Genomic DNA, 21,538 nt, shown 5'->3' on the forward strand with positions numbered 1-21,538 from the left:
ATGCTACAATTCCCGCCCGATCTTGCCCACTGCTCGTCGATTCGCTCCGGGCAATCGACGCGCCATGCCGATGTTTGAGCGGCAGCGCTACACTAACCGCAACCGCGATTTTATACAGGACAGGCCATGACCGACTCCACTTCCGCCCAGCCGTCCAAGGCACCGCTCAGCTACAAGGATGCCGGTGTCGACATCGATGCCGGAAACGCCCTGGTCGACCGTATCAAGGGTGTTGCCAAACGTACCATGCGCCCGGAAGTGATGGGCGGGTTAGGCGGCTTCGGCGCTCTGTGTGAGCTACCAACCGGCTACCGCGAACCGGTGCTGGTGTCCGGTACCGATGGCGTCGGCACCAAGCTGCGTCTCGCCATGGACCTGGGTAAGCATGACACTATTGGCATCGATCTGGTCGCCATGTGCGTCAACGATCTGGTGGTGGCCGGCGCCGAACCGCTGTTCTTCCTCGACTACTATGCCACGGGCAAGCTGGATGTGGACATCGCCGCAGACGTGGTCACCGGTATCGGCGAAGGCTGCGAGCGCTCGGGCTGCGCCCTGGTCGGTGGCGAAACCGCCGAGATGCCCGGCATGTACGAAGGCAGCGACTACGACCTGGCCGGCTTCTGTGTCGGCGTGGTCGAGAAGACCGAGATCCTGGACGGCAGCAAAGTCGCCGAGGGCGACGTGCTGCTCGGCATCGCCTCCTCGGGCCCCCATTCCAACGGCTATTCGCTGATCCGCAAGATCCTCGAGGTAAGCGGTGCCTCCCTCGATATCGCCGTGGACGGCCAGGCCCTGGGCGATGCCCTGCTCGCCCCCACCCGGATCTACGTCAAGCCGCTGCTGTCGCTGATCAAGGAGAGCGGCGTGGCGGTCCATGCGCTGTCTCACATTACCGGCGGCGGCTTGCTGGAGAATATCCCGCGGGTATTGCCCGATACCCTCAGCGCTCGTATCGACGTCGCCAGTTGGACCCGGCCCAAGGTCTTCGACTGGCTGCAGGAGCAGGGCAACGTCGAGGAGCACGAGATGCACCGGGTGCTGAACTGCGGCATCGGCATGGTGGTCGTGGTTCCCGCCGATCAGGCCGACAAGGCCCGTGCCCACCTCCAGGCTCAGGGCGAGACCGTCTATCGCATCGGCGAGATCACTGCCCGCCCAAAGGACGAGGAAGCCGTGCGGCTGGAGAACCTCAAGGCATGAGCGATCCCGACTTCACACACGACGCACCCCAGAGCGACACCCTGAACGACTTTACCCCCGAGCCCAGCGAGGTTCGGCGGGTATTGGTGCTGATCTCGGGCAGTGGCAGCAACCTGCAGGCGCTGATCGATGCCCAGAGTCATGATGAACTCGGCGGTGAGATCGTGGCGGTGGTTTCCAATGTGGCGGATGCTCATGGCCTGGTGAGGGCACGAGATGCCGGCATCGATGCGGTGGCCCTGCCGCACCGGGAGTACGACAGCCGCGAGGCCTACGACGGCGCCCTGATCAAGGTCATCGATCGCCATCAGCCCGACCTGATCGTACTGGCCGGCTTCATGCGCATCCTGACCCCGCGCTTCGTGCAGCGCTATCTGGGGCGGATGCTCAATATCCACCCCTCGCTGCTGCCCGCCTATCAGGGGCTGAATACCCACGCCAAGGCGCTTGCCGACGGTATCGCCGAACATGGCTGCAGCGTGCACTTCGTCACCGAGGAGCTCGACAGCGGGCCGGTGGTGATCCAGGCCGCCGTGGACATCGTCGAGGGGGAAACCGAGGACAGCCTCCAGCAGAAGGTACATAGCCGGGAGCACCTGATCTACCCCATCGCCGTGAAGTGGTTCCTGGAAGGCCGCCTGCGACTGGAGGGCGACGGCGCGACCCTGGACGGCACCCGGCTGCCGCCCCAGGGGCTGCGTCTCTCCCATGCCGATGCGGCGGAAGAGCTCGACGAGGAACTGGACGAAGAGTAGACACCCAGGCGCCTGGCAGAGGCCGCCGCGCTGGCGGTGAACGCCAGCATCGGCGACACCGCCGGGAGGCCTGCGGCCTCCAGTCGCGATCTAAAGATGCTCCTACAGCGGTGTGGCAACGTCGGTAGAAAGGATCATTGTTGGGGCGCTGCGCCTCAGGTGCGCGGCAGAGTAACCCCCCTCTGCCCCATATATTTACCGCCCCGGTCCTTGTAGGACGTCTCGCAGATCTCGTCCGACTCCAGGAACAGCATCTGGGCCACGCCTTCGTTGGCGTAGATCTTGGCCGGCAGATTGGTTGTATTCGAGAACTCCAGGGTCACGTGCCCTTCCCACTCCGGCTCCAGCGGCGTCACATTGACGATGATGCCGCAGCGGGCGTAGGTGGACTTGCCCAGGCAGATGGTCAACACGCTCCGCGGGATACGGAAATATTCGACGGTGCGTGCCAGGGCGAAGGAGTTGGGCGGGATGACGCAGACATCTCCCTTGATGTCGACGAAGCTCTTTTCATCGAATGCCTTCGGGTCGACGATCGCCGAGTGGATATTGGTGAATACCTTGAACTCGTCGGCACAGCGCACATCGTAGCCGTAGCTGGACGTACCGTAGGAGATCACCCGCTGGTCGTTGACGTAGCGAACCTGGTCGGCCTCGAAGGGCTCGATCATGCCCTCCCGCTCGGCCATGCGGCGGATCCAACTGTCGGCTTTGATGCTCATGGGGTCGTCCTGATGATGTCAAATCACGAATCGGGGCCGCCATGATAGCGGCCCCTGCCTCAGGCGTCACGGATGCGTGCCGCGCCCAGTCACTGAATCAGTCGCTGAAGGAGATGCTTGGCCCGTCATCGGCCTGCTGCCCTTCGACCTGCTCCGCGATCTGGCGGGCCATGGCACGGAAGGTGGCGGTCACGTCGCCGTCCGGATCGGCAACCACCGTCGGACGCCCACCGTCCACCTGTTCACGAATCGACAGGGCCAGCGGCAGGCGGCCCAGCAGGCGGGTCTCGTATTCCGCCGAAATGCGCTCACCGCCGCCTTCGCCGAAGATCGGCTCGGCATGGCCGCACTGGGTGCAGACATGCAAGCTCATGTTCTCGACGACGCCCAGCACCGGCACGTTGACCTTGCGGAACATCTCGATGCCCTTGCGCGCATCGAGCAGGGCGATGTCCTGTGGCGTGGTCACAATCACGGCACCGTCGACGGGAACCTTCTGCGCCAGGGTCAACTGGATATCGCCAGTTCCCGGCGGCATGTCGATGAACAGCACATCGAGATTGTCCCAGGCCGTCTGGGTCAGCAGCTGCTGAAAGGCGCCAGCCACCATGGGGCCGCGCCATACCATGGGCTCGCGGGTATCCACCATGAAGGCCATCGACATGGCCTGCAGCCCATGGGCCTCCAACGGAGTGAAGCGATTCTCACCGGCCTGTTGCGGTCTCACCCCCTCTGCCACGCCGAGCATCTGGGCCTGGCTCGGCCCGTAGATATCGGCGTCAAGGATACCGGTACGATACCCCTCCGCGGCCATGGCCAGGGCCAGGTTGACGGCGACGGTGGACTTCCCCACCCCGCCCTTGCCGGATGCCACGGCGACGATATGCTTGACCCCTTCGATCACGACTCGCTCCTTGTGCTGATGGGTGTCTCTGCGGTTGGGTTGAGCAAACACTCTACATTATATCGCGCTCACGACCTGTGAAACGACACCCTGTCAAACGACAAGCGGCGAGCCAGGCTCGCCGCTTGACAGTGCATGGAAGCCGGTTCAGGACTGCTCGGCCTCCTCCTCGGCCGGCTCTTCCGCTGACTGCTCGTCCTCGGCCTGGTCGTCCTCTTCGGCCTGCTCGGTCTCATCTTGCCCCTGTTGCTGTTGCTGTTGCTGTTGTTGCTGTTGTTGTTGCTCCTGCTGCTGCGCTCCCTCCTGATCGGTGAAGCGCAGCTCGAGATCGTCCAGTTCGCTGCGCCACTCGCCGAGCTGGCCTTCCAGGCGCTCGAGCTGTTGCTGGCGACGATCGGCCTGCTCTTCCAGTTGAGCCAGCTCGTTGCGCTCATTCTGGATTTCTTCCCTCAGGGCGTCACGCTCGGCACGCGCCTCCTCGACCTCGGCTGCTGATTCGTCACGCTGGTCACGGGCCTCGCCGACCTCGCGCTCCACCTCGTCCCGCCAGGCCTCGAGCGCCTCGATATCATTCTCGAGAGCCTCCAGGGTCGCCTCGCGCTCTTCGATCGCGTTATTCAGGGTACCCAGTCGCTCTTCGGCGGATTCCGCTTCCTCGCGGATGGCGGTCAGGTCGGCTTCGGCCTGCTCGCGGGCCTCGTCGGCTTCCTGGCGAGCCACTTCCGCCTCTCGACGCTCCTCCTCGGCAGCCTGGCGAGAAGCCTCGGCTTCCTGGCGAGCGCCCTCGGCATCCTGACGTGCCGCGTCAGCGTCCTCGCGAGCCTGGTCGACAGCCTCGTACTCGTCACGCAGCTGCGTAGCCGCCTCATCGAGTTCGGCTATCTCGGACTGACGGGTCTCGATGTCAGAGGTCAAGGCTGCCCGCCGTTCCTGCAGCTCACCCAGCTGCCCCTCGGCCTCGGCCGCTTCGTTCTCCAATTGATCGATCTGGCTGCGGACTGCCTGCTGCTCATCGGCCATTGCCGCCTCGGTAGCCTGCCGCTCCTCGTTGAGCTGGGCCAGACGGGCCTCCATGGCTTCGATGTCCTCTCCTGCTGCGTCGCGTTCCTGCAGTTGGGCAGCCAGCTGCTGGCGCTCATCCTGTACCGCTGCCAGTTGCTCCTCGAGAGCTACACTGCGATCGCGATGGTTGCCGGCACTGTTGTGGGCGAAAATCGCCCAGATCACCGCAAGCAGCGCCACGGCCACCAGGGCCTTGACTCGATTATCCTTGTAAAGTGGGCTCTGGGTATTTTCCGACATGGGCAAGACCCTCTCTCTGGTAAAGGTTGTCTGCCATCGAGCGATAGCAAACGCGTAGCGTCATAATTCAGCATACATAGGCATCACCGATGGGGAAAGGAGGCTGCAACGGCTCAAAAACGCTCGCCGGTCTTCAGATAACGCCACTGCCCCGGCGGCACACGCCCCAACGACACCCCGCCGATCCGCAGGCGCTTGAGTCCCCGCACCGTCAAACCGACGCTCGAGCACATCGCTTCAATCTGCCCTGGCACCATCCCCTTCACAGCAAAGCGTAGATGGGTTTCGCTCTGCCGGCTGACTTTGCAGGGCGCGAGCTTCCTGCCTGGCTCAACGTTACCTTGGCGCAGTATCTCCAACTGCTCATCGCCAAGCGTGCCGTCGACTTCAGCCACGACCTCCTGTTCGAGCCGCGCCGTATCCTCATCCAGCCGCCGCACCACACGGCGGTCCTGGGTCACGACCAGCAGCCCCGAGGCGCCCTCCTCCAGTGTCAGCATCGGCTGCAGGCCACGGAAATGCGCCTTGAGCGGAGTCAGCCCGGTGGGATCGTCCTGCCAGTGCGTTCCCGAGGCAACCAGTTCCCGAACCCATTCCGTATGGTCACGAAGCGCGAGGCCGGCGGGCGCGTGCACCAGCAGGGTGACCGGCGGGATTTCGTTTGCCCTGGCGCCGGGACGCAGCTCGACACGCTGTTCGGCGACCTTGAACTGCGGCTCTTCCACGACGTCGCCATCGACTGTCACCCAGCCCCCGGCAATGTAGAGCTCCGCCTCGCGGCGTGAGCATGGCAACTGTCGCGCCAGCCGCTTGGACAGCCGTTCGGTGATGGATGGCGTGGGTGCAGCGGTATCAGCAGCGGTCATGAGATATCTCGAAGGTTATGAATGGAAGGCGACGCAATATCGGCCGGCGAGTGCTCAGGTTTCCACCTTGCCGCGCATGGCCTTGTGCTTGCCGCGCTTCTTCTTGCTGTCCAGTCGGCGCTGCTTCGCCCCCTTGCTCGGACGGGTCGCGACCCGCTTCTTGGGTGCGTACATCACGCTCTTGATCAGGGCCTTGAGTCGACCGAGCGCTTCGGTTCGATTCCGCTCCTGGGTTCGGTGCGCCTGAGCCTTGATGATCACCACCCCGTCACGCGTGATGCGCTGGTCGTTGAGCGCCAGCAGTTTCTCCTTGAAGCCTTCGGGAAGGCTGGAGGCGCGAATGTCGAAGCGCAGGTGAATGGCCGTCGACACCTTGTTGACGTTCTGGCCCCCCGCGCCCTGGGCACGCACCGCCTGCATGTCGATTTCGTGGTCGGCAAGGATGACCTGACGAGAAAGTTCCAGCATGTTTCCTACCTTATGCCGCATCACGCCAAAGCGTGGGGCAACGTGAATGTTGACCGGACGAATGCGCACCGGCGGTCAGCGGGCGTCCTGCGGCGGTTCGATCCGCCAGCGGGAGTACCAGGGAATACCCTGTATATCGATGTCCAACTGGCGAAGCCATCCCGCCACCACCAGGTTCGACTGGTGGGCTGCCCAGTAGGCTCGCGGGTGCGGCACGAAATGGAGGCCGAATTCTTCACTGTATACCGGCTCGATCTCACCCGAGAAATGCGCATCGAGTCGGCGCTGCAGCGCCCTGACCCGCCATGCCTCCGCCCGGAGCGGATAGGTCCGGATCAGGCCTTCCGGCGCCAACCGCGAAAAGTCGCCGGGCCCCGTCACGTCCTCGTAAACGCCACGTCCCAGTGCACTGGCGGTCGGCACCAGCATTGCCGCGGCGCCCGCCAGGAAGTGGCGGCGCCCTTCCACATACCATCGCCATTCGCCATAGCTGTAACGCACCATGCCACCCTCCTCCACTGGCAGGACCAGGCTGGCATGCCGACCGTGATCGAGCAGGTAGACGTCCAGCGGCTGGGAGAGCTCTGCCGGTGCAGGCGGCATGACGCGTCCGGTACAGCCGGACATCGGCAGGACAACCAGCAGCAGCCAGAACAGGCGCCATGTGACCACGAATGGATGCATATCAACTAGCCAGCCATATCCTGTGCTTGGCTCCTTTCCCCGGCCGATGGGCACGTACCGTGATCTCTTCCACAAGGAGACCGACTCGCCGCAGCCGCTCGCTGAACGCGGGGTCCTGCCCCGCCGACCAGATCGCCAGCACGCCATCTGGCCGCAGCGACTCCTGGGCGACGGCGAGGCCTTGCGGTGAGTATAGCCAGTCGTTTTCTTTACGCGTCAGCCCCTCGGGGCCATTGTCGACGTCGAGCATGATGGCGTCGAAGCCGCCAGGCTCCCGGCGCAGCAGTTCGCCGACATCGCCAAGGCTGACGACGGTGCGAGGATCGTTCAGCGGATAGCCGGCAGCGGCTCCCAGCGCGCCCCGGTTCCAGTCGACGACGCCGGGAACCAGCTCGGCGACGACCACCTCGGCGCTGTCGGGTAGCGAGCGTAGTGCGGCCGCCAGCGTGAATCCCATGCCAAGGCCACCGATCAATACCCGGATACCGGCGCGATCCGCGATACGCTGACAGGCCAGTTCGGCCAACGCATCCTCGGATCCGTGGAGGCGGGTATTCATCAGCTCACCTGGGCTGCCGGCGATACGAATGGAGAACTCGTCATTGCGCTGCAGCAGGCGCAGCTCACTGCCCTTTCCAGGGATGCTGGCCGTACCGATCACTTCGAATTTAGCCATGTTGCCTCGTTGGCCAGGTGGGAACGCGCACTGGCTGCAGTCATGCCAGGCACCCCTCAACCGGAAGGTCTCCAGCGGGGGGAACCAATCAACCTACCCCGGCTCGAAACTCGGACCGGAAGTACTTCGGCACCGGTGCGGCGAGCGAGAGGAAGGAAACATGACAATAGCGAGAACGCGGCGGCGGCTACCCGAACGGTATCCGATACTCCTCACCATTATGCTGGCCTTGACGGCGACTTGCCATTCACTCGCGAGCGAAGCCGGTTTTCAGCCGCTGGGCCAGGGCTCTCTCCAGCGCCTGGAAACAGAGGCCGGGGAGATCACGCGCCTGCATTCCCTGGTCGTCGCCGAGGATGGAGAGATCGTACTTGAGCGCACCTATGCCGGGCCCGGAAGCGACCAACCGGCCAATATCAAGTCTCTCTCCAAGACCGTGCTTGCAGCGCTGGTAGGCGCCGCCATCGAACAGGGCGTCGTCGAGGGCGTCGATCAGCCCATCGTTGAACTGCTTGGCCCCATGGTGCCTGGCGGCACCGACCCGCGAGTGGACGAGATCACCGTTGGGCACCTGCTCTCTCTGCAGGCCGGGCTCGAGCGCACCTCCGGATCCAACTATGGCGCCTGGGTGGCAAGCGCCAACTGGGTAGAGGATGTCCTGACCCGACCCTTCGTCGACCAGCCAGGCGGACGGATGCTCTACTCGACCGGCTCGAGTCACCTGCTTTCTGCCGCTCTGGCCCAGGCTGGCGACGACAGCACCCTGGCACTGGCCAGGCGGTGGCTGGGGGAACCCCTGGATATCACCATTCCCGACTGGCCCCGCGATCCGCAAGGCATCCATTTCGGCGGCAATGACATGCAGCTGTCACCCCAGGCGCTGATACAGGTTGGCGAGCTCTACCGTCTCGATGGCGTGATGGATGGTACGCGCGTGTTGCCTGAAGGCTGGGTGGACGCGTCGTGGACGCCCCGAGGCACCTCGCCCTGGACCAACGACGGCTACGGCTATGGCTGGTTCGTCACTCATCTAGGCGGCGAACGGGCGTACTATGGCCGTGGCTACGGTGGCCAGGCGCTCTATGTGATTCCCGACAGGAAATTGACGATCGCCATCACCGCCGATCCCATGCCGCCCTCACCGGGCGGCAGTTTTCAGCACCGGCTGAATCGGCTGGTCGACACCCTGGTGAGCGACGGGTGAATGGGGCAAGAGCAAGGGAAACAGCAATTGCGTCACGATAGACAAGCCTGAGGCCGGGGCCAGATCGAGACATCTGGCTCAGATGACACTGCCCCGGCCTGCTGTCCGGTCGCTTTCCGCTCAGTGAATATTCAGCTCAGCGAAGCCCAAGCATCGAGAGAATGAAGAGGACCACGACGATCAAACCGATGATATAAATGATATTGCGCATTCAGCACTCCTTGCTGGCAGGATGGAAGGGTTCGTATGTGACGAATCTCACCTCTTCGTCAGCTTCCATTGTAGCGAATCTGCTGGTTTCAGCCAGCGAAGCTGAGGACAGGCATGCGGCAGTTGTCGATTATCGCATCGCCTAATACCTTTAACAGAGATTGAGGGCATCTCAGGTAGAGAAGCGTAGCAGGACGGTGACAGAGGAGTAGCATGAGGGTACAAGGCAAACCCGCTGCTGACGGTTAGTAACAGCGAACTGGGCACAAGGACGGCAAGCGCATGTCTCGAGTACGCACTAAGCGGAACGTCGTCTTCGTACTACTTCCACAGATGGGGGGCTTTCTCTGGCGAGTCCTGTGCGCCTTCCTGCGCAACCGGGGCATCCTCCTGGCCGGTGGAGTTGGCTACAATATCCTGCTCTCCATCGTTCCCCTGTTCGCCCTGCTGACGGTATTGCTGACCCAGGTGGTGCATGAACAGATGCTGCTCGACGTGCTCAGCGTACAGGCACTCCACCTCGCCCCGGCTCACGCCGAACTGCTGATGGATGCGGTGCGCGCCCTTCTCGACTCTCGCGACGCGATCGGGCTATTCGGCATACTGGTACTGCTGCTGTTCAGTTCCTTCGCCTTTCGCATGCTGGAAGATGCGCTGGCCATCATCTTTCATACCCCAGACCCACACAAGGGGCGTAGCATCTGGGTTTCAGTGCTACTGCCCTACGCCTTCATGGTGGTACTGGGCACCGGCCTGATGGCTCTGACCCTGCTTGCCACCCTTGCGGAAGCCATCAATGCCCTTTGGCTCGCGGTAGTCGGCCGCAACATGCCTTTCGCCGGCCTGTCGGTGCCGCTACTCAACCTGTTCAGCTTTCTCGGGGTATTCATTCTTTTCAGTGCCATCTACAAGGTGCTGCCGGTGGTGAAGATCGCGCTGCGACGTGCCGTGGTGGGAGGTTTCGTGGCAGCGCTGCTGTGGGAAGGTGTGCGTCTGCTGCTGGTGTACTACTTCGTCAATTTCTCCTACGTGAACATCGTCTACGGCTCGCTGGCCGCCCTTGTCGTGGTATTGCTGAGCCTGGAGGTGGGCGCGATCATCCTGCTGCTCGGCGCCCAGGTGATTGCCGAACTGGAGTACAACGCGCGTCGAGGACTGCCGTGGCACCTGGACCCACGCCGGGAAGCTGTCACCCACGTGGATTGAGAAACGTCCGCGAGTAGCGTCCTTCTATCAGCCGGGTCGACGCGAACGATCGGAGCGCAGGCGCCGGATCAGCGTCCACAGGCTCTTGCCAGTGAGCATACCCAGCAGGTAGATGACCACCAGGAGTATTGCCATGGGCAACCTGAGGCTCCAGGTCAGGAATCGCACTTCAACCATGACGATATTCTGTACTACGAGAATGAGTACCAACGCCGCAATCAAAATCTTGACCGCCAGCAGCAGCTTATCCATGCATGCTCTCCGTCGAATCGGACTCCTTCAAGCTGAGCCCAGGCGCGTCGCCTGTCAACTTCCTGCTTCCAACCACCAGCCGTCAACATGCGGATAGCGGCCATCCGGCTTCCCGGGTGGCCGCAGGGTAAGGAAACACTGCATAAATGTCTGCGCGTGCGAATCACTGCGTTGCGCGGTACGCGAAATCCTCACCTATACCCCATAGGCTCCGGTTGACTCGCAGCCTTCGGCTTCTCGCCCCTTCGGGGCCAGCCTACGGCTGTTTGTCGCTTCGCTCGGGTCTTTGCTCCGTGCGCATTGTGCTTCATCCCGCTCGCCGATTATTCAGCGCTTCCCTAAAGCACGTGGATCAACCCAGGGCGAAGAGTGCCCCGGCAGCAGCTATGGCGACCCCGAGGCCACGCACGAGACGGCTTTCGCGGGTCATCAGGATGCCGCCGAACCAGCGACCGGCGTAGGTAATGGCAAGCGTGGACAGGGTGAAACCGGCCAGGTAGGCGAGCATCGAGACGCCGTGGGGCATCTCGTTGCCGTGAGCATGGCCGTGAAACAGCATGAACAGCACGACCACCCCGGCACCAAGCACACTGGGCACCTTGACCAGGGCGGCGATCAACACACCGGCCAGCAGCACCGACAGGGCGATCCCGAACTCGACGCCGGGCAGGGCCAGGCCACCCCAGGCAAGTCCGGCACCCAGCAGCATGCCGCCGGCCGCGAGCAGGGGCGCCCCCAGGCGCAGCGGGCGAGACTGGCGAAGGCTCCAGAGGCCGATGGCCAGCATCGCCAGCAGGTGGTCGAGCCCCAGCAGCGGGTGACTCAGGCCGGCCGCAAAGCCGCCCTCGTGGTGATGACCGGAGTGGGCAACGGCCAGGCCGGCCGTCAGCAACAGGGCTGGCGCGGCGGCCAAGGCCGCCCGGGTGGCGGGGGAAAGAGCTGACATCATGAGAGCGTTCTCCTGAGCGATGACTTGGACAATGGTGAGGCGATGATGGGACGTCGGCTGTCAGACGGCCGCGGCCTGGGGCCGGCGCTCCGGCAGCATGCCGCGGTCGAGAATGAAGCGAATGATGGTCTCGAGCCCCACCCCGTCATAGAGATTGGTGAAGACGAAGGGGCGCTCGCCACGCATCTTCTTCGAATCCCGCTCCATGACATCCAGCGAGGCATGCACCTGCTCGGCGATATCGATCTTGTTGATGATCAGCAGATCCGACTTGGTGATGCCGGGCCCGCCCTTGCGCGGAATCTTGTCGCCGGCCGAGACGTCGATCACATAGAGGGTGAGATCGGAGAGCTCGGGGCTGAAGGTGGCCGACAGGTTGTCGCCGCCGGACTCCACCAGCACCAGTTCCAGGCCGGGATGACGAGCCTGCAGGTCGTCGATGGCCGCCAGGTTCATGGAGGCGTCCTCGCGGATGGCGGTGTGCGGGCAGCCGCCGGTTTCCACCCCGAGAATGCGATCCGCCGGCAGCGCATCGTGCTTGAGCAGGAAGTCGGCATCTTCGCGGGTATAGATGTCGTTGGTGACCACGGCAATATCGTAGTGGTCACGCAGCGCCAGGCAGAGCTGCTTGAGCAGTGCCGTCTTGCCGGAACCCACCGGGCCGCCGACGCCGATGCGTAAACAGTGTGTCATGTGATACCTCCTCTAGGATTGTCCTATCCTGCTAACTGCGAAACAGCCGCGAATATTGGGTTTCGTGTAGAGCGCTGGCCAACGCCAGGCCAGGCAGCACAGGCCCCAGCTCGTCTTCCTCCACGGCCAGCGCCTCATCCACCGCCGTCACGAGGGCCGGGCGCAGCCGCTCTACCAGCCGCTGGGCCGAGGTATGGCCAAGAGGCAGCGCCTTGCAGGCCACCGCCAGCTGGTTCTCCAGCCAGGCCCAGGCGAAGCCGAGCAGCGCCTGCCGCACCGGCACGCCACGGACATGGGCCGTCCAGGCGAATGCCGTCACGTAGCCGGCCCCCGGCGGCAGCGCGGGCAACGCTCCCGAAGGGCTTTTCTCAGGACAATTCGGCAACAGGTCGAGGCTACCCAGCAGCCGGATCAGCGAAGCCCCCAGGCGCGCGTCTTCCGCCGCCAGCTCGGCGGTTTCGCGGTTGGCCGCAAGCCACCGGTCCCACTCGACCACCGCTTCGCCATCGCCTGCCGCCCAGGCCGTTTGAAGACGCGCCAGCACCGGCAGTTCGCATCGGGTCAGGCCGTCCTCCAGCACCCCTTCCAGCCACTCGCCGAGGCTCGCCTCATCGCTGACCCAGCCCAGCTCGAAGGCACTCTCCAGGCCCTGGGAGAAGGCGAAGGCACCGATGGGCAGCGCCGGACTGACCAGTTGCAGGAGCCCCAGCAGGGCCAGGTCATCGCCCCCTCCCTGCCCCGCCACCGTTGACTGCTCAGTGCGCATGACTGTGACCATGCCCGTGGGAGTGACTGTGCTGATGGTCATGGCCATGGTGGTGGGCATGGCCGGCCTGGGCGTAGGCACCGGGCTCGGGGTCGAACGGTGCCTGATGCCGCTCAAGGGTCGCCCCCAGCAGCTCGGCCAGTTCCTCCAGCACATGGTCCGGCGGGAAGCGCACCCAGCCCTGGTCGGGCCTGGCATCATCGCTGCCCAGAGCCAGCTGCACATGGCGATTGCCCAGATGGTAGGCCAGCCGCGCCAGCGGCAGGCCGGCGGTTACACGTGCCGTGACCACCGGTTCGATGGCCGCCCTGATGCGCACGATCTCGCCGCTTTCGGCACGCAGCCCCTCACCGTCGCGCAGCACCGGGCCCCGGTCGAGGAACAGGCCGAGCTCGCGGCCGGCATCGCTTTTCGCCTTGAGCCGGCCGCGAATGCGCAGCTCGAAGGGCAGCGTCAGGGTGTCGCTGGCCTGGTCGGCCGCGATGGGCCCCAGGCGTTCGGTCAGTTTCAGCATTGAAATCGCCTCGTTGAATTCAGGCCTCTGAACCAAGCAGGCGACAAGTCGGGCCCCGCCGAGCCACCTCGCACGACCGCTGGCAGCACGGTCGAGACGACGCGGTCGATCTTCAGGGAAGAAGATCGAGGAAAGCCGGCACAGGGATGTGCCGTCTTTCCGACCGCGGGAGTCCGGCCGGGATGCCAGGGTTTCGGGCGCGTGGCGTGGCGAGCGTGGGGTTCCGACCATGGCGCCTTCCTCAAATCCATCAGAACAGGTGGTAGCGCTGGGCCAAGGGAAGCTCGGTGGCCGGCTCGCAGGTCAGCAGTTCACCATCGCAGCGCACCTCGTAAGTCTGCGGGTCGACGGTCAGCTCCGGGCAGGCGTCGTTGAGTTTCATATGCTGCTTGCGCACGCCGCGCACGTTGCGACACGCCGAAAGCTCACTGTGCAACCCCAGCCGCTCCTTGATGCCAGCCTCGATGGCCGCCTGGCTGACGAAGGTGAGACGAGTGGCGCTGGCCGCCTTGCCCAGGGCACCGAACATGAAACGGTAATGCACCGGCTGCGGCGTCGGAATCGAGGCATTGGGGTCACCCATGGGGGCGGCGGCAATCATGCCGCCCTTGATGATGAGTGCCGGCTTGACGCCGAAGAAGGCCGGGTCCCACAGCACCAGATCGGCCAGCTTGCCCAGCTCGATGGAGCCCACCTCATGCGCGATGCCGTGGGTGATGGCCGGGTTGATGGTGTACTTGGCGATATAGCGCTTGGCGCGAAAATTGTCGGCGCCCAATGCCTCGTCTTCCGGCAGCAGCCCGCGCTGCACTCTCATCTTGTGGGCGGTCTGCCAGGTGCGGCACACCACCTCACCCACCCTACCCATGGCCTGGGAGTCCGAGGCGATCATGGAGATCACCCCCAGGTCGTGAAGAATGTCCTCGGCGGCGATGGTCTCACGGCGAATGCGCGAATCGGCGAAGGCCACGTCCTCGGGTATGTTCGGGTCCAGGTGATGGCACACCATCAGCATGTCGAGATGCTCATCGATGGTATTGACCGTGTAGGGCCGCGTCGGGTTGGTGGACGACGGCAGCACGTAGGACTTCGCGCAGGCGGTAAGGATATCCGGCGCATGGCCGCCCCCCGCCCCCTCGGTATGGTACGTATGAATGCCGCGCTCCTTGAACGCCGCCAGTGTGTCCTCGACGAAACCCGACTCGTTCAGGGTATCGGTATGGATCGCCACCTGGACGTCGTACTCGTCGGCGACGCTCAGGCAGTTGTCGATGGATGCCGGGGTGGTGCCCCAGTCCTCGTGGAGCTTGAGGCCCATGGCGCCGGCAACGAGCTGGGCCTCCAGCGCCTCCGGCAGGCTGGCGTTGCCCTTGCCCAGCAGGCCGATATTCATGGGCATCTCGTCCACCGCCTGGAGCATCTTGCCGATATGCCAGGGTCCGGGCGTGCAGGTGGTGGCCTTGGTGCCGGTGGCGGGCCCCGTACCGCCCCCGAGCATGGTGGTAATGCCACTCATCAGCGCCTCCTCCACCTGCTGGGGACAGATGAAGTGGATATGGGCATCGATACCGCCAGCCGTCAGGATCATGCCTTCGCCGGCGATGATCTCGGTACCGGGGCCGATGACGATCGCCACATCGGGCTGGGTATCGGGATTGCCGGCCTTGCCGATGGCTTTGATGCGCCCGGCCTTGAGGCCCACGTCGGCCTTGACGATGCCCCACCAGTCGAGGATCAGGGCATTGGTGATCACGGTGTCCATCACCGCGTCGTCATGGCGCTGGCTCTGGCCCATGCCATCACGGATCACCTTGCCGCCGCCGAACTTGACCTCGTCGCCGTAATGGGTCGCATCGTCCTCGACCTGGATCCACAGCTCGGTGTCGCCCAGGCGCACCCGGTCGCCGGTGGTGGGGCCGTACATATCGGCGTAGGCCTGGCGGCTGATCTTGTTATCGGGCTTCATGGCTTGCCTCCCTTGTCCGCCGTGTCGAGCGCGCCCATCACCTCGCCGCGGAAGCCATACACATGGCGACGGCCGACGAAGGGAATCAAGGTCACCTTGCGGGACTGGCCGGGCTCGAAGCGGATGGCCGTGCCCGCCGCCACGTCGAGGCGGTGTCCACGCGCGCGGTCGCGATCGAAGGTCAGCGCCGGATTGGCCTCGGCAAAGTGATAGTGGGAACCGATCTGGATCGGCCGGTCGCCGGTATTGGCGACCTCGATACTGATCCGTTCACGCCCCTCGCAGAGCGCGATCTCGCCATCCTTCAGTTGATACTGTCCTGGAATCATGGGGCCGGGAATCATGGATGTTTTCCCTCCTGCAGCCAGTGTTAGACGATGGGCGAATGAACCGTGACCAGCTTCGTTCCATCCGGGAAAGTCGCTTCCACCTGCACCTCGTCGACCATCTCGGCCACGCCCTCCATGACGTCATCACGGCTGAGGATCTCGCGGCCGTAGCTCATCATTTCGGCGACGGTGCGGCCGTCACGGGCGCCCTCCATGATCTCGGCACTGATCAGGGCCACCGCCTCGGGGTAGTTGAGCTTGAGCCCGCGCGCTCGGCGACGTTCGGCAAGCAGGGCGGCGGTAAACAGCAGCAGCTTGTCCTTGTCTCTGGGGGTCAGTTCCATGAGATTCTCCTGGAGAGTCAGGTAAACCAGATACGGGGGGGATGGGCACATGTACCGCTCAGCAGCGGCCTGAGACACGCCCAGGCCTGCTGGCAGATTTCCCATGCCTCATTGCGTTCGTTGCCCAGATAGCGCAGCAGCAGGACGCCATGACGCACCGTCACCGCCCAGCGTGGGCTGGTGGCTATGGCATCACGCAACGCTTCGATGGCCTCGCCCTCGTCGCCCAGCCCCACCGCCCATAGCGTGGCCTGCACCGTGGCGCCACCCTGCCCCCAGCGCCCGGCGAAACGCGGGTGCAGCGGGTCCATGGGCTGACGCTCCAGCCAGAGCGGCTTGCCGTCTCGCATCAGGCGAAAGCGCTGGTCGATGCGGCCGGAGACATAGGGCAGGTCGCTCGCCGGACGCCCCAGTGCCAGCACCTCCCAGCCCAGGCAGCGAGCCGAGCCGGCCAAATCGATATGCGTCGACTGCTCTCCCATCGAGCCGTCGAAGGCGATGGTCTCCTGAGGTAGCCATTCGAGAATGGCGCCGTCGGCCACCTCGAGATGGGTCTGCTGGCCCCAGGCCACGCCATGGCTGTCGGCGCGGTAGAGCTTGTTGGCGGCTGGCGTGGTCAGGAGCGCACGGGCATCCGCGCCCACCCGGGCCGATATCGCCAGCCTGTCGCCACTGACCAGCCCACCCGGCGGATGCAGCAGGTAAACGTGGCAGGTGCCCGACCGTCCTTCGGGATAGAACGGCCGCTGGACCCGTAGCGGCCCCTGGTGACGCGCACGAACCAAGCGCGTGACCCCGTCACGCGCCTCGAAGGCGAGTGCCAGCGAGGCCGCCCAGTGGCGCTCCGCATCGAAGCGGTGCCCGGAATCCGCCGTGGGCATGTTGTCCAGTGAGGTTTCGTAGGCAGTCATGGGTGGTCCGTCGCAAAGCGTGTCTGACTCTGTCTCAGCAAAGGTCGTACCAGAATGGTGAATGCCCATATTTGCCTTTCTGAAACAATGCTTTACAACAAAAAGAGAGGGCAATTAGACAGACTGTCGACGCTTGGTGGTGCATGACACCGCCCGGCGGCGCACCATGTCAGTGCGGCGGCCACCAGGCAAACCCCATTTCAGTGCAAAGGCTTGGACACCTGGCTGTCAGCTACACCGTCAGGTGCTCCTTTATCAGCCTGTCCGATAACTCCCCGATATCCCCCTTGGCCACCGGCCGGCCGCGGCTCATGATCACGAAGCGATCCGCGTACTTGCGGGCGAAGGGCAGTTTCTGCTCCACCAGCAGCACGGTGAGCCCATCCTCGTCGATCAGCTTGCGGATCACCTCGCCGATCTGGGCGACGATATTGGGCTGGATTCCCTCCCCCGGCTCATCGAGGATCAACAGGCGCGGCTCGATCACCAGCGCCCGGCCGATGGCCAGCTGCTGCTGCTGCCCCCCCGAGAGATCACCGCCACGGCGATGTTTCATCTCGGCGAGCACCGGGAACAGCTCGAACACCCGTTCCGGGATGCTGCGCTTGCCATCGCGACGTGCCGCCAGTCCGGTACGCAGGTTCTCCTCCACCGTCATCAGCGGAAATATCTGGCGACCCTGGGGCACATAGCCGATGCCCAGGCGCGAGCGCTCCTCTACCCGCTTCCTGGTCAGCTCAACGTCATCCGCGTAGCGGATGCTGCCGCTGGAGATGGCCACTTCGCCCATGATCGCCTTCAGCAGCGTGGTCTTGCCGACGCCGTTGCGACCCATCACGCAAGTGCATTGGCCGGCAGGCACGTCCAGATCGAGGTCCCACAGGGTATGGCTCTCGCCGTAGTACTGGTTGAGCGTGTCGACGGTCAGCATCAGGCCACCTCCTCTTCGGCATCGGCCCCCAGGTAGACCTCGACCACCTTCGGATCGTTGGACACCTGGTCCATGCTGCCCTCGGCCAGCACGCTGCCCTGGTGCAGCACCGTCACCTTGCGCGCAATGGAGCGCACGAAGCCCATGTCGTGCTCCACGACGACCACCGACTGCTTGCCGGCAAGGCCGGTGAGCAGCTCGGCGGTGCGTTCCATCTCCTGCTCGGTCATGCCGGCCACCGGCTCGTCGACAAGCAGCAGACGCGGCCGCTGCATCAGCAGCATGCCGATCTCAAGCCACTGCTTCTGGCCGTGGGAGAGGATGCCCGCCGGACGCAGGCGAAGCTCGGCAAGGCCGATGGTTTCCAGCACCTCCTCGATACGATCGCGAATGGCCGGCGTCATTCTGGCCGTAAGGGTCGGGAGGATGCGCTTGTCCGCCGCCATGGCCAGCTCCAGGTTCTCGAACAGCGTCAATGCCTCGAACACGGTGGGCTTCTGGAACTTGCGGCCGATGCCGAGGCTGGCGATCTCCGGCTCGTTCATGGTCAGGAGATCATGGCGGCTGCCGAACCACACCTTGCCGGCATCGGGGCGGGTCTTGCCGGTGATGATGTCCATCATGGTGGTCTTGCCGGCCCCGTTGGGCCCGATGATGCAGCGCAGCTCGCCGTCGTCGATGGTCAGGTTCAAGTCGTTGATCGCCTTGAAGCCATCGAAGCTGACCGTGACGTCCTCGAGGTAAAGGATGGGCCCATGGCGCACATCCACCGGCGATGCCGCCGGCACCAGGAAGTCGAACACACGATCCCGGTCGGCCAGTGATCTGAGAAAGTTCATGCCGATACCTCCTTGCCGCGGGGAGTGGGCGATTCGTCGTCCTCGCCACGGTGTTTCCGGCGCCGGACACGATAGGCCAGCAGCCCAGCCACCCCCTTGGGCAGGAATACCGTCACCAGCACGAACATCGCGCCCAGGGCGAACAGCCAGGCATCCGGCATCACCCCGGTGAAGACCGTCTTGGCATAGTTGACCAGGATGGCGCCGATCACCGCACCGTAGAGCGTCGCGCGGCCGCCCAGCGCCACCCAGAGCACGATCTCGATGGAGAAGACCGGCGAGAATTCGCTGGGGTTGATGATGCCCACCTGGGGGACGTAGAGCGCCCCCGCCAGGCCGGCCAGCATCGCCGAGACCACAAAGACGAACAGCTGGAAACGCTCGACCCGGTAGCCGATGAATCGCGTGCGAGCCTCCGCATCGCGGGTCGCCACGCAGACCCGGCCCAGCTTGCTGCTGACGATGGCACGGCACAGGACATAGCCCACGGCCAGGGCCACCCCGGTGGCGATGAACAGCCCCAGCCGGGTGGCATCGCTGCGCAGGCTGAAGCCGAGGATGTCGCGGAAGTCGGTCAGGCCGTTGTTGCCGCCGAAGCCCATCTCGTTGCGGAAGAAGGCCAGCATCAACGCGAACGTCAATGCCTGGGTGATGATCGAGAGATAGACCCCCGTCACCCGCGAGCGGAAGGCCAGGAACCCGAACACCAGTGCCAGCAGGCCCGGTGCCAGCAGCACCATGATGAAGGCGAACCAGGCCATGTCGAAGCCGGTCCAGTACCAGGGCAGGCTGTCCCAGTTGAGGAACACCATGAAGTCCGGGAGTTCGGGGTGACCGTAGACACCGCGGTCGCCGATCTGACGCATCAGGTACATGCCCATGGCATAGCCGCCCAGGGCGAAGAAGGCGCCGTGCCCCAGGCTCAGTATCCCGAGGTAGCCCCAGATCAGGTCCACCGCCACCGCCAGCAGCGCATAGCTCAGATACTTGCCCAGCAAGTTAACGGTATAAGCACTGACATGAAGCGGGTGCCCCTGGGGAACGGCCACATGCAGGATCGTCACCAGGGTCAGCGCGGCGAGCAGCACGCCGAGGAACAGCTGGGTCGATCGCTCGGTAAAGGGTCTTCCAAGCCAATGCATGCGTTAGCCCTCCGCTGCCCGGCCCTTCTGCGGAAAGAGTCCGCGGGGGCGCTTCTGGATGAAAAGAATGATGAAGACGAGCACGATGATCTTGGCCAGCACGGCACCGGCCCAGGGCTCGAGGATCTGGTTGATCACGCCCAGCGACAGTCCCGCCACCAGGGTGCCCCAGAGGTTGCCCACCCCGCCGAAGACCACGACCATGAAGGAATCGATGATGTAGTTCTGACCCAGGTTGGGGCCCACGTTGGTGAGCTGGGAGAGCGCCACGCCGGCCAGGCCGGCCACCCCGGAGCCCAGGGCGAAGGTCAGGATGTCGACCCGGGTCGCACGGATGCCCATGGAGCGTGCCATGGCTCGGTTCTGGGTCACGGCACGCACCTCCAGGCCGAGCCGGGTGCGCCGCATGACCAGCATCAGTCCGGCAAACACCACCAGCGCGAAACCGAGCACAACCATGCGGTTCAGGGTCAGCGACAGGGCGTCGTTGATCACCAGTGATCCGCTCATCCACTCGGGGGTGATGACGGTTCTGTTCAATGGAGAGATGCCGGTTCTCACCAGCTGCTGGAGAATCAGGCTGATACCGAAGGTGGCGAGCAGTGTCTCCAGCGGGCGCCCCTTGAGGAACTGGATCACGCCGCGCTCGATGGCGATGCCCATCAGGGCGGCGACCAGGAAACCGGCGGGAATCGACAGGATCAGTGCCAACCCCGGCTGGCCCGGCAGCAGCTGCTGCATCGCCCAGGTGGTATAGGCGCCCAGCATAATCAGTTCACCATGGGCCATGTTGATCACGCCCATCACCCCGAAGGTGATGGCCAGGCCGATGGCGGCGAGCACCAGCACCGATCCCAGGCTCAGGCCGAAGTAGAGGGTCTCCAGGCCGCGGTTGATGCGCAAGTTCTGCTCGATGCTGTTCAGCGCCGCCTGGGCGGCGTCGGCGACCACTTGGTCATCGCCCATTACCGCACGATTCAATGCCACCCGCACCCGGGGATGGAGGCTTCCCTTCAGGTCGGCAACGGCATCGATATCCCCCTGCTCCAGGCGATGGATCGCCAGCGCCTGGATCAGCCTGGCACGCGCCTGGCGGTCCTCCTCCTGCTCGATCACACCGGCCAACGGCTCCGCCAGGTCGGCATCGACCTCGCCGAGCAACCGTTCCGCCGAAGCACGGCGCAGCGCCAGGTCGGCCGAGTAGAGGTCGACCACGGCGATGGCGCTGCGTAGTTGATTGCGCAGGGCATTGTTGATCCCGATGCGATCCAGCTCGCGGCGGGACATCTGACCGAGCGCCTCACCGGACAGCGCATCCTCCACCGGCCATTCGCGGCCACGGTTGTCGAGCACCACCACGAAGCGGCCATCGTCGGCACGCTGCAGGCGACCGTCGAGGAGTGCCGAGAGCCAGTCGCGGGCGCGCGGATCGTCACTCTGGACGATGGCGTCGATGGCCTCGCCCTTGGCCGGATAGGAGTCCACATCGAGCGCTTCGAGCAGCTCGAGGGCCACAGCGTCTTCGGCAGCGTCGGGAGACTGTGCTTGCGCAGCCACGGCCGTGAGACACAGGGAGAGCAGCAGGATCAGTAGCACCAGGCAGCGAGAAGGTCGACCAGCAACGCTGCCGGCACTCGCCTTGACCGCCACTGGCCAGGGCAACGGGAAAATCCGCATCGGAGCTTTCCTCTAGATCGAGACA

24 protein-coding genes are annotated in these 21,538 nt (G+C 64.4%); 4 read left to right on the top strand and 20 right to left on the bottom strand.

What is annotated here, in order from left to right:
- The first annotated feature begins 126 nt into the window (after window positions 1-126).
- Window positions 127-1,203: a phosphoribosylformylglycinamidine cyclo-ligase gene (gene purM, locus DU505_RS10545; RefSeq protein ID WP_114478945.1), complete on the top strand. Its 1,077-nt coding sequence runs from the start codon at window positions 127-129 to the stop codon at window positions 1,201-1,203.
- Window positions 1,200-1,958, top strand: coding sequence for a phosphoribosylglycinamide formyltransferase (purN, locus tag DU505_RS10550; RefSeq protein ID WP_114478946.1), 759 nt, complete (start codon window positions 1,200-1,202; stop codon window positions 1,956-1,958). Before purM ends, purN begins: the two co-directional genes overlap by 4 nt.
- Before the next feature lie 155 nt (window positions 1,959-2,113).
- Here the strand turns inward: purN and dcd are convergent, their stop codons facing one another.
- From dcd to DU505_RS10585, 7 genes are all read right to left on the bottom strand, one after another.
- Window positions 2,114-2,680 (bottom strand): dCTP deaminase, encoded by a 567-nt coding sequence (gene dcd, locus DU505_RS10555; RefSeq protein WP_114478947.1) that lies wholly within the window; start codon window positions 2,678-2,680, stop codon window positions 2,114-2,116.
- Window positions 2,681-2,777: 97 nt separating this feature from the next.
- A complete protein-coding gene (apbC, locus tag DU505_RS10560; protein ID WP_245947898.1) occupies window positions 2,778-3,581 on the bottom strand; it encodes an iron-sulfur cluster carrier protein ApbC in 804 nt (267 codons plus the stop codon).
- 150 nt (window positions 3,582-3,731) lie between these two features.
- Window positions 3,732-4,886 (bottom strand): coiled-coil domain-containing protein, encoded by a 1,155-nt coding sequence (locus DU505_RS10565; RefSeq protein WP_114478949.1) that lies wholly within the window; start codon window positions 4,884-4,886, stop codon window positions 3,732-3,734.
- Between the two features lie 113 nt (window positions 4,887-4,999).
- Window positions 5,000-5,752, bottom strand: a complete 753-nt coding sequence (locus DU505_RS10570; protein WP_220250618.1) for an RNA pseudouridine synthase — start codon at window positions 5,750-5,752, stop codon at window positions 5,000-5,002.
- 54 nt (window positions 5,753-5,806) lie between these two features.
- Window positions 5,807-6,220 (bottom strand): alternative ribosome rescue aminoacyl-tRNA hydrolase ArfB, encoded by a 414-nt coding sequence (arfB, locus tag DU505_RS10575; protein WP_114478950.1) that lies wholly within the window; start codon window positions 6,218-6,220, stop codon window positions 5,807-5,809.
- A gap of 75 nt (window positions 6,221-6,295) precedes the next feature.
- Entirely contained in the window at window positions 6,296-6,904 is a 609-nt protein-coding gene (locus DU505_RS10580; RefSeq protein ID WP_114478951.1) for a hypothetical protein, read from the bottom strand.
- A 1-nt stretch (window position 6,905) separates the two neighbouring features.
- Window positions 6,906-7,580, bottom strand: coding sequence for a polyamine aminopropyltransferase (locus DU505_RS10585; protein WP_114478952.1), 675 nt, complete (start codon window positions 7,578-7,580; stop codon window positions 6,906-6,908).
- 160 nt (window positions 7,581-7,740) lie between these two features.
- Here DU505_RS10585 and DU505_RS10590 point away from each other — a divergent pair, with 160 nt between their 5' ends.
- Window positions 7,741-8,784, top strand: a complete 1,044-nt coding sequence (locus tag DU505_RS10590) for a serine hydrolase domain-containing protein (protein WP_245947880.1) — start codon at window positions 7,741-7,743, stop codon at window positions 8,782-8,784.
- Window positions 8,785-9,276: 492 nt separating this feature from the next.
- Window positions 9,277-10,200, top strand: coding sequence for a YihY/virulence factor BrkB family protein (locus tag DU505_RS10595; RefSeq protein ID WP_245947881.1), 924 nt, complete (start codon window positions 9,277-9,279; stop codon window positions 10,198-10,200).
- 27 nt (window positions 10,201-10,227) lie between these two features.
- Here DU505_RS10595 and DU505_RS10600 read toward each other — a convergent pair whose 3' ends face one another.
- From DU505_RS10600 to urtB, 13 genes are all read right to left on the bottom strand, one after another.
- Window positions 10,228-10,452, bottom strand: coding sequence for a LapA family protein (locus DU505_RS10600; protein ID WP_114478955.1), 225 nt, complete (start codon window positions 10,450-10,452; stop codon window positions 10,228-10,230).
- 352 nt (window positions 10,453-10,804) lie between these two features.
- Window positions 10,805-11,401, bottom strand: a complete 597-nt coding sequence (locus tag DU505_RS10605) for a HupE/UreJ family protein (RefSeq protein ID WP_114478956.1) — start codon at window positions 11,399-11,401, stop codon at window positions 10,805-10,807.
- Between the two features lie 60 nt (window positions 11,402-11,461).
- Window positions 11,462-12,094 (bottom strand): urease accessory protein UreG, encoded by a 633-nt coding sequence (gene ureG / locus DU505_RS10610; protein ID WP_114478957.1) that lies wholly within the window; start codon window positions 12,092-12,094, stop codon window positions 11,462-11,464.
- 31 nt (window positions 12,095-12,125) lie between these two features.
- Window positions 12,126-12,860 carry an urease accessory protein UreF gene (locus tag DU505_RS10615; protein ID WP_114478958.1) on the bottom strand — a complete coding sequence of 245 codons (735 nt, stop codon included), beginning with the start codon at window positions 12,858-12,860 and terminating at the stop codon, window positions 12,126-12,128.
- The gene (ureE, locus tag DU505_RS10620) at window positions 12,850-13,374 is read right to left on the bottom strand and encodes an urease accessory protein UreE (protein ID WP_114478959.1); all 525 of its coding nucleotides are present in this window, start codon (window positions 13,372-13,374) and stop codon (window positions 12,850-12,852) included. Before ureE ends, DU505_RS10615 begins: the two co-directional genes overlap by 11 nt.
- A 250-nt stretch (window positions 13,375-13,624) precedes the next feature.
- Window positions 13,625-15,340 (bottom strand): urease subunit alpha, encoded by a 1,716-nt coding sequence (gene ureC, locus DU505_RS10625; protein ID WP_114478960.1) that lies wholly within the window; start codon window positions 15,338-15,340, stop codon window positions 13,625-13,627.
- On the bottom strand, window positions 15,337-15,669 hold the full coding sequence (locus tag DU505_RS10630; RefSeq protein ID WP_114479025.1) for an urease subunit beta: 333 nt from the start codon (window positions 15,667-15,669) through the stop codon (window positions 15,337-15,339). Before DU505_RS10630 ends, ureC begins: the two co-directional genes overlap by 4 nt.
- 41 nt (window positions 15,670-15,710) lie before the next feature.
- On the bottom strand, window positions 15,711-16,013 hold the full coding sequence (gene ureA / locus DU505_RS10635) for an urease subunit gamma (RefSeq protein WP_114478961.1): 303 nt from the start codon (window positions 16,011-16,013) through the stop codon (window positions 15,711-15,713).
- A gap of 17 nt (window positions 16,014-16,030) precedes the next feature.
- Window positions 16,031-16,924 (bottom strand): urease accessory protein UreD, encoded by an 894-nt coding sequence (locus DU505_RS10640; protein WP_245947883.1) that lies wholly within the window; start codon window positions 16,922-16,924, stop codon window positions 16,031-16,033.
- A gap of 232 nt (window positions 16,925-17,156) precedes the next feature.
- Entirely contained in the window at window positions 17,157-17,855 is a 699-nt protein-coding gene (gene urtE, locus DU505_RS10645) for an urea ABC transporter ATP-binding subunit UrtE (protein WP_114478962.1), read from the bottom strand.
- Window positions 17,855-18,694: an urea ABC transporter ATP-binding protein UrtD gene (gene urtD, locus DU505_RS10650; protein ID WP_114478963.1), complete on the bottom strand. Its 840-nt coding sequence runs from the start codon at window positions 18,692-18,694 to the stop codon at window positions 17,855-17,857. The genes urtE and urtD overlap by 1 nt, the downstream gene beginning before the upstream one ends.
- On the bottom strand, window positions 18,691-19,836 hold the full coding sequence (urtC, locus tag DU505_RS10655; RefSeq protein ID WP_114478964.1) for an urea ABC transporter permease subunit UrtC: 1,146 nt from the start codon (window positions 19,834-19,836) through the stop codon (window positions 18,691-18,693). The genes urtD and urtC overlap by 4 nt, the downstream gene beginning before the upstream one ends.
- A 3-nt stretch (window positions 19,837-19,839) precedes the next feature.
- On the bottom strand, window positions 19,840-21,513 hold the full coding sequence (urtB, locus tag DU505_RS10660; protein ID WP_114478965.1) for an urea ABC transporter permease subunit UrtB: 1,674 nt from the start codon (window positions 21,511-21,513) through the stop codon (window positions 19,840-19,842).
- Between the last annotated feature and the right edge of the window lie 25 nt (window positions 21,514-21,538).

This window comes from Billgrantia montanilacus, from assembly GCF_003336675.1.
Classification (GTDB): domain Bacteria; phylum Pseudomonadota; class Gammaproteobacteria; order Pseudomonadales; family Halomonadaceae; genus Halomonas; species Halomonas montanilacus.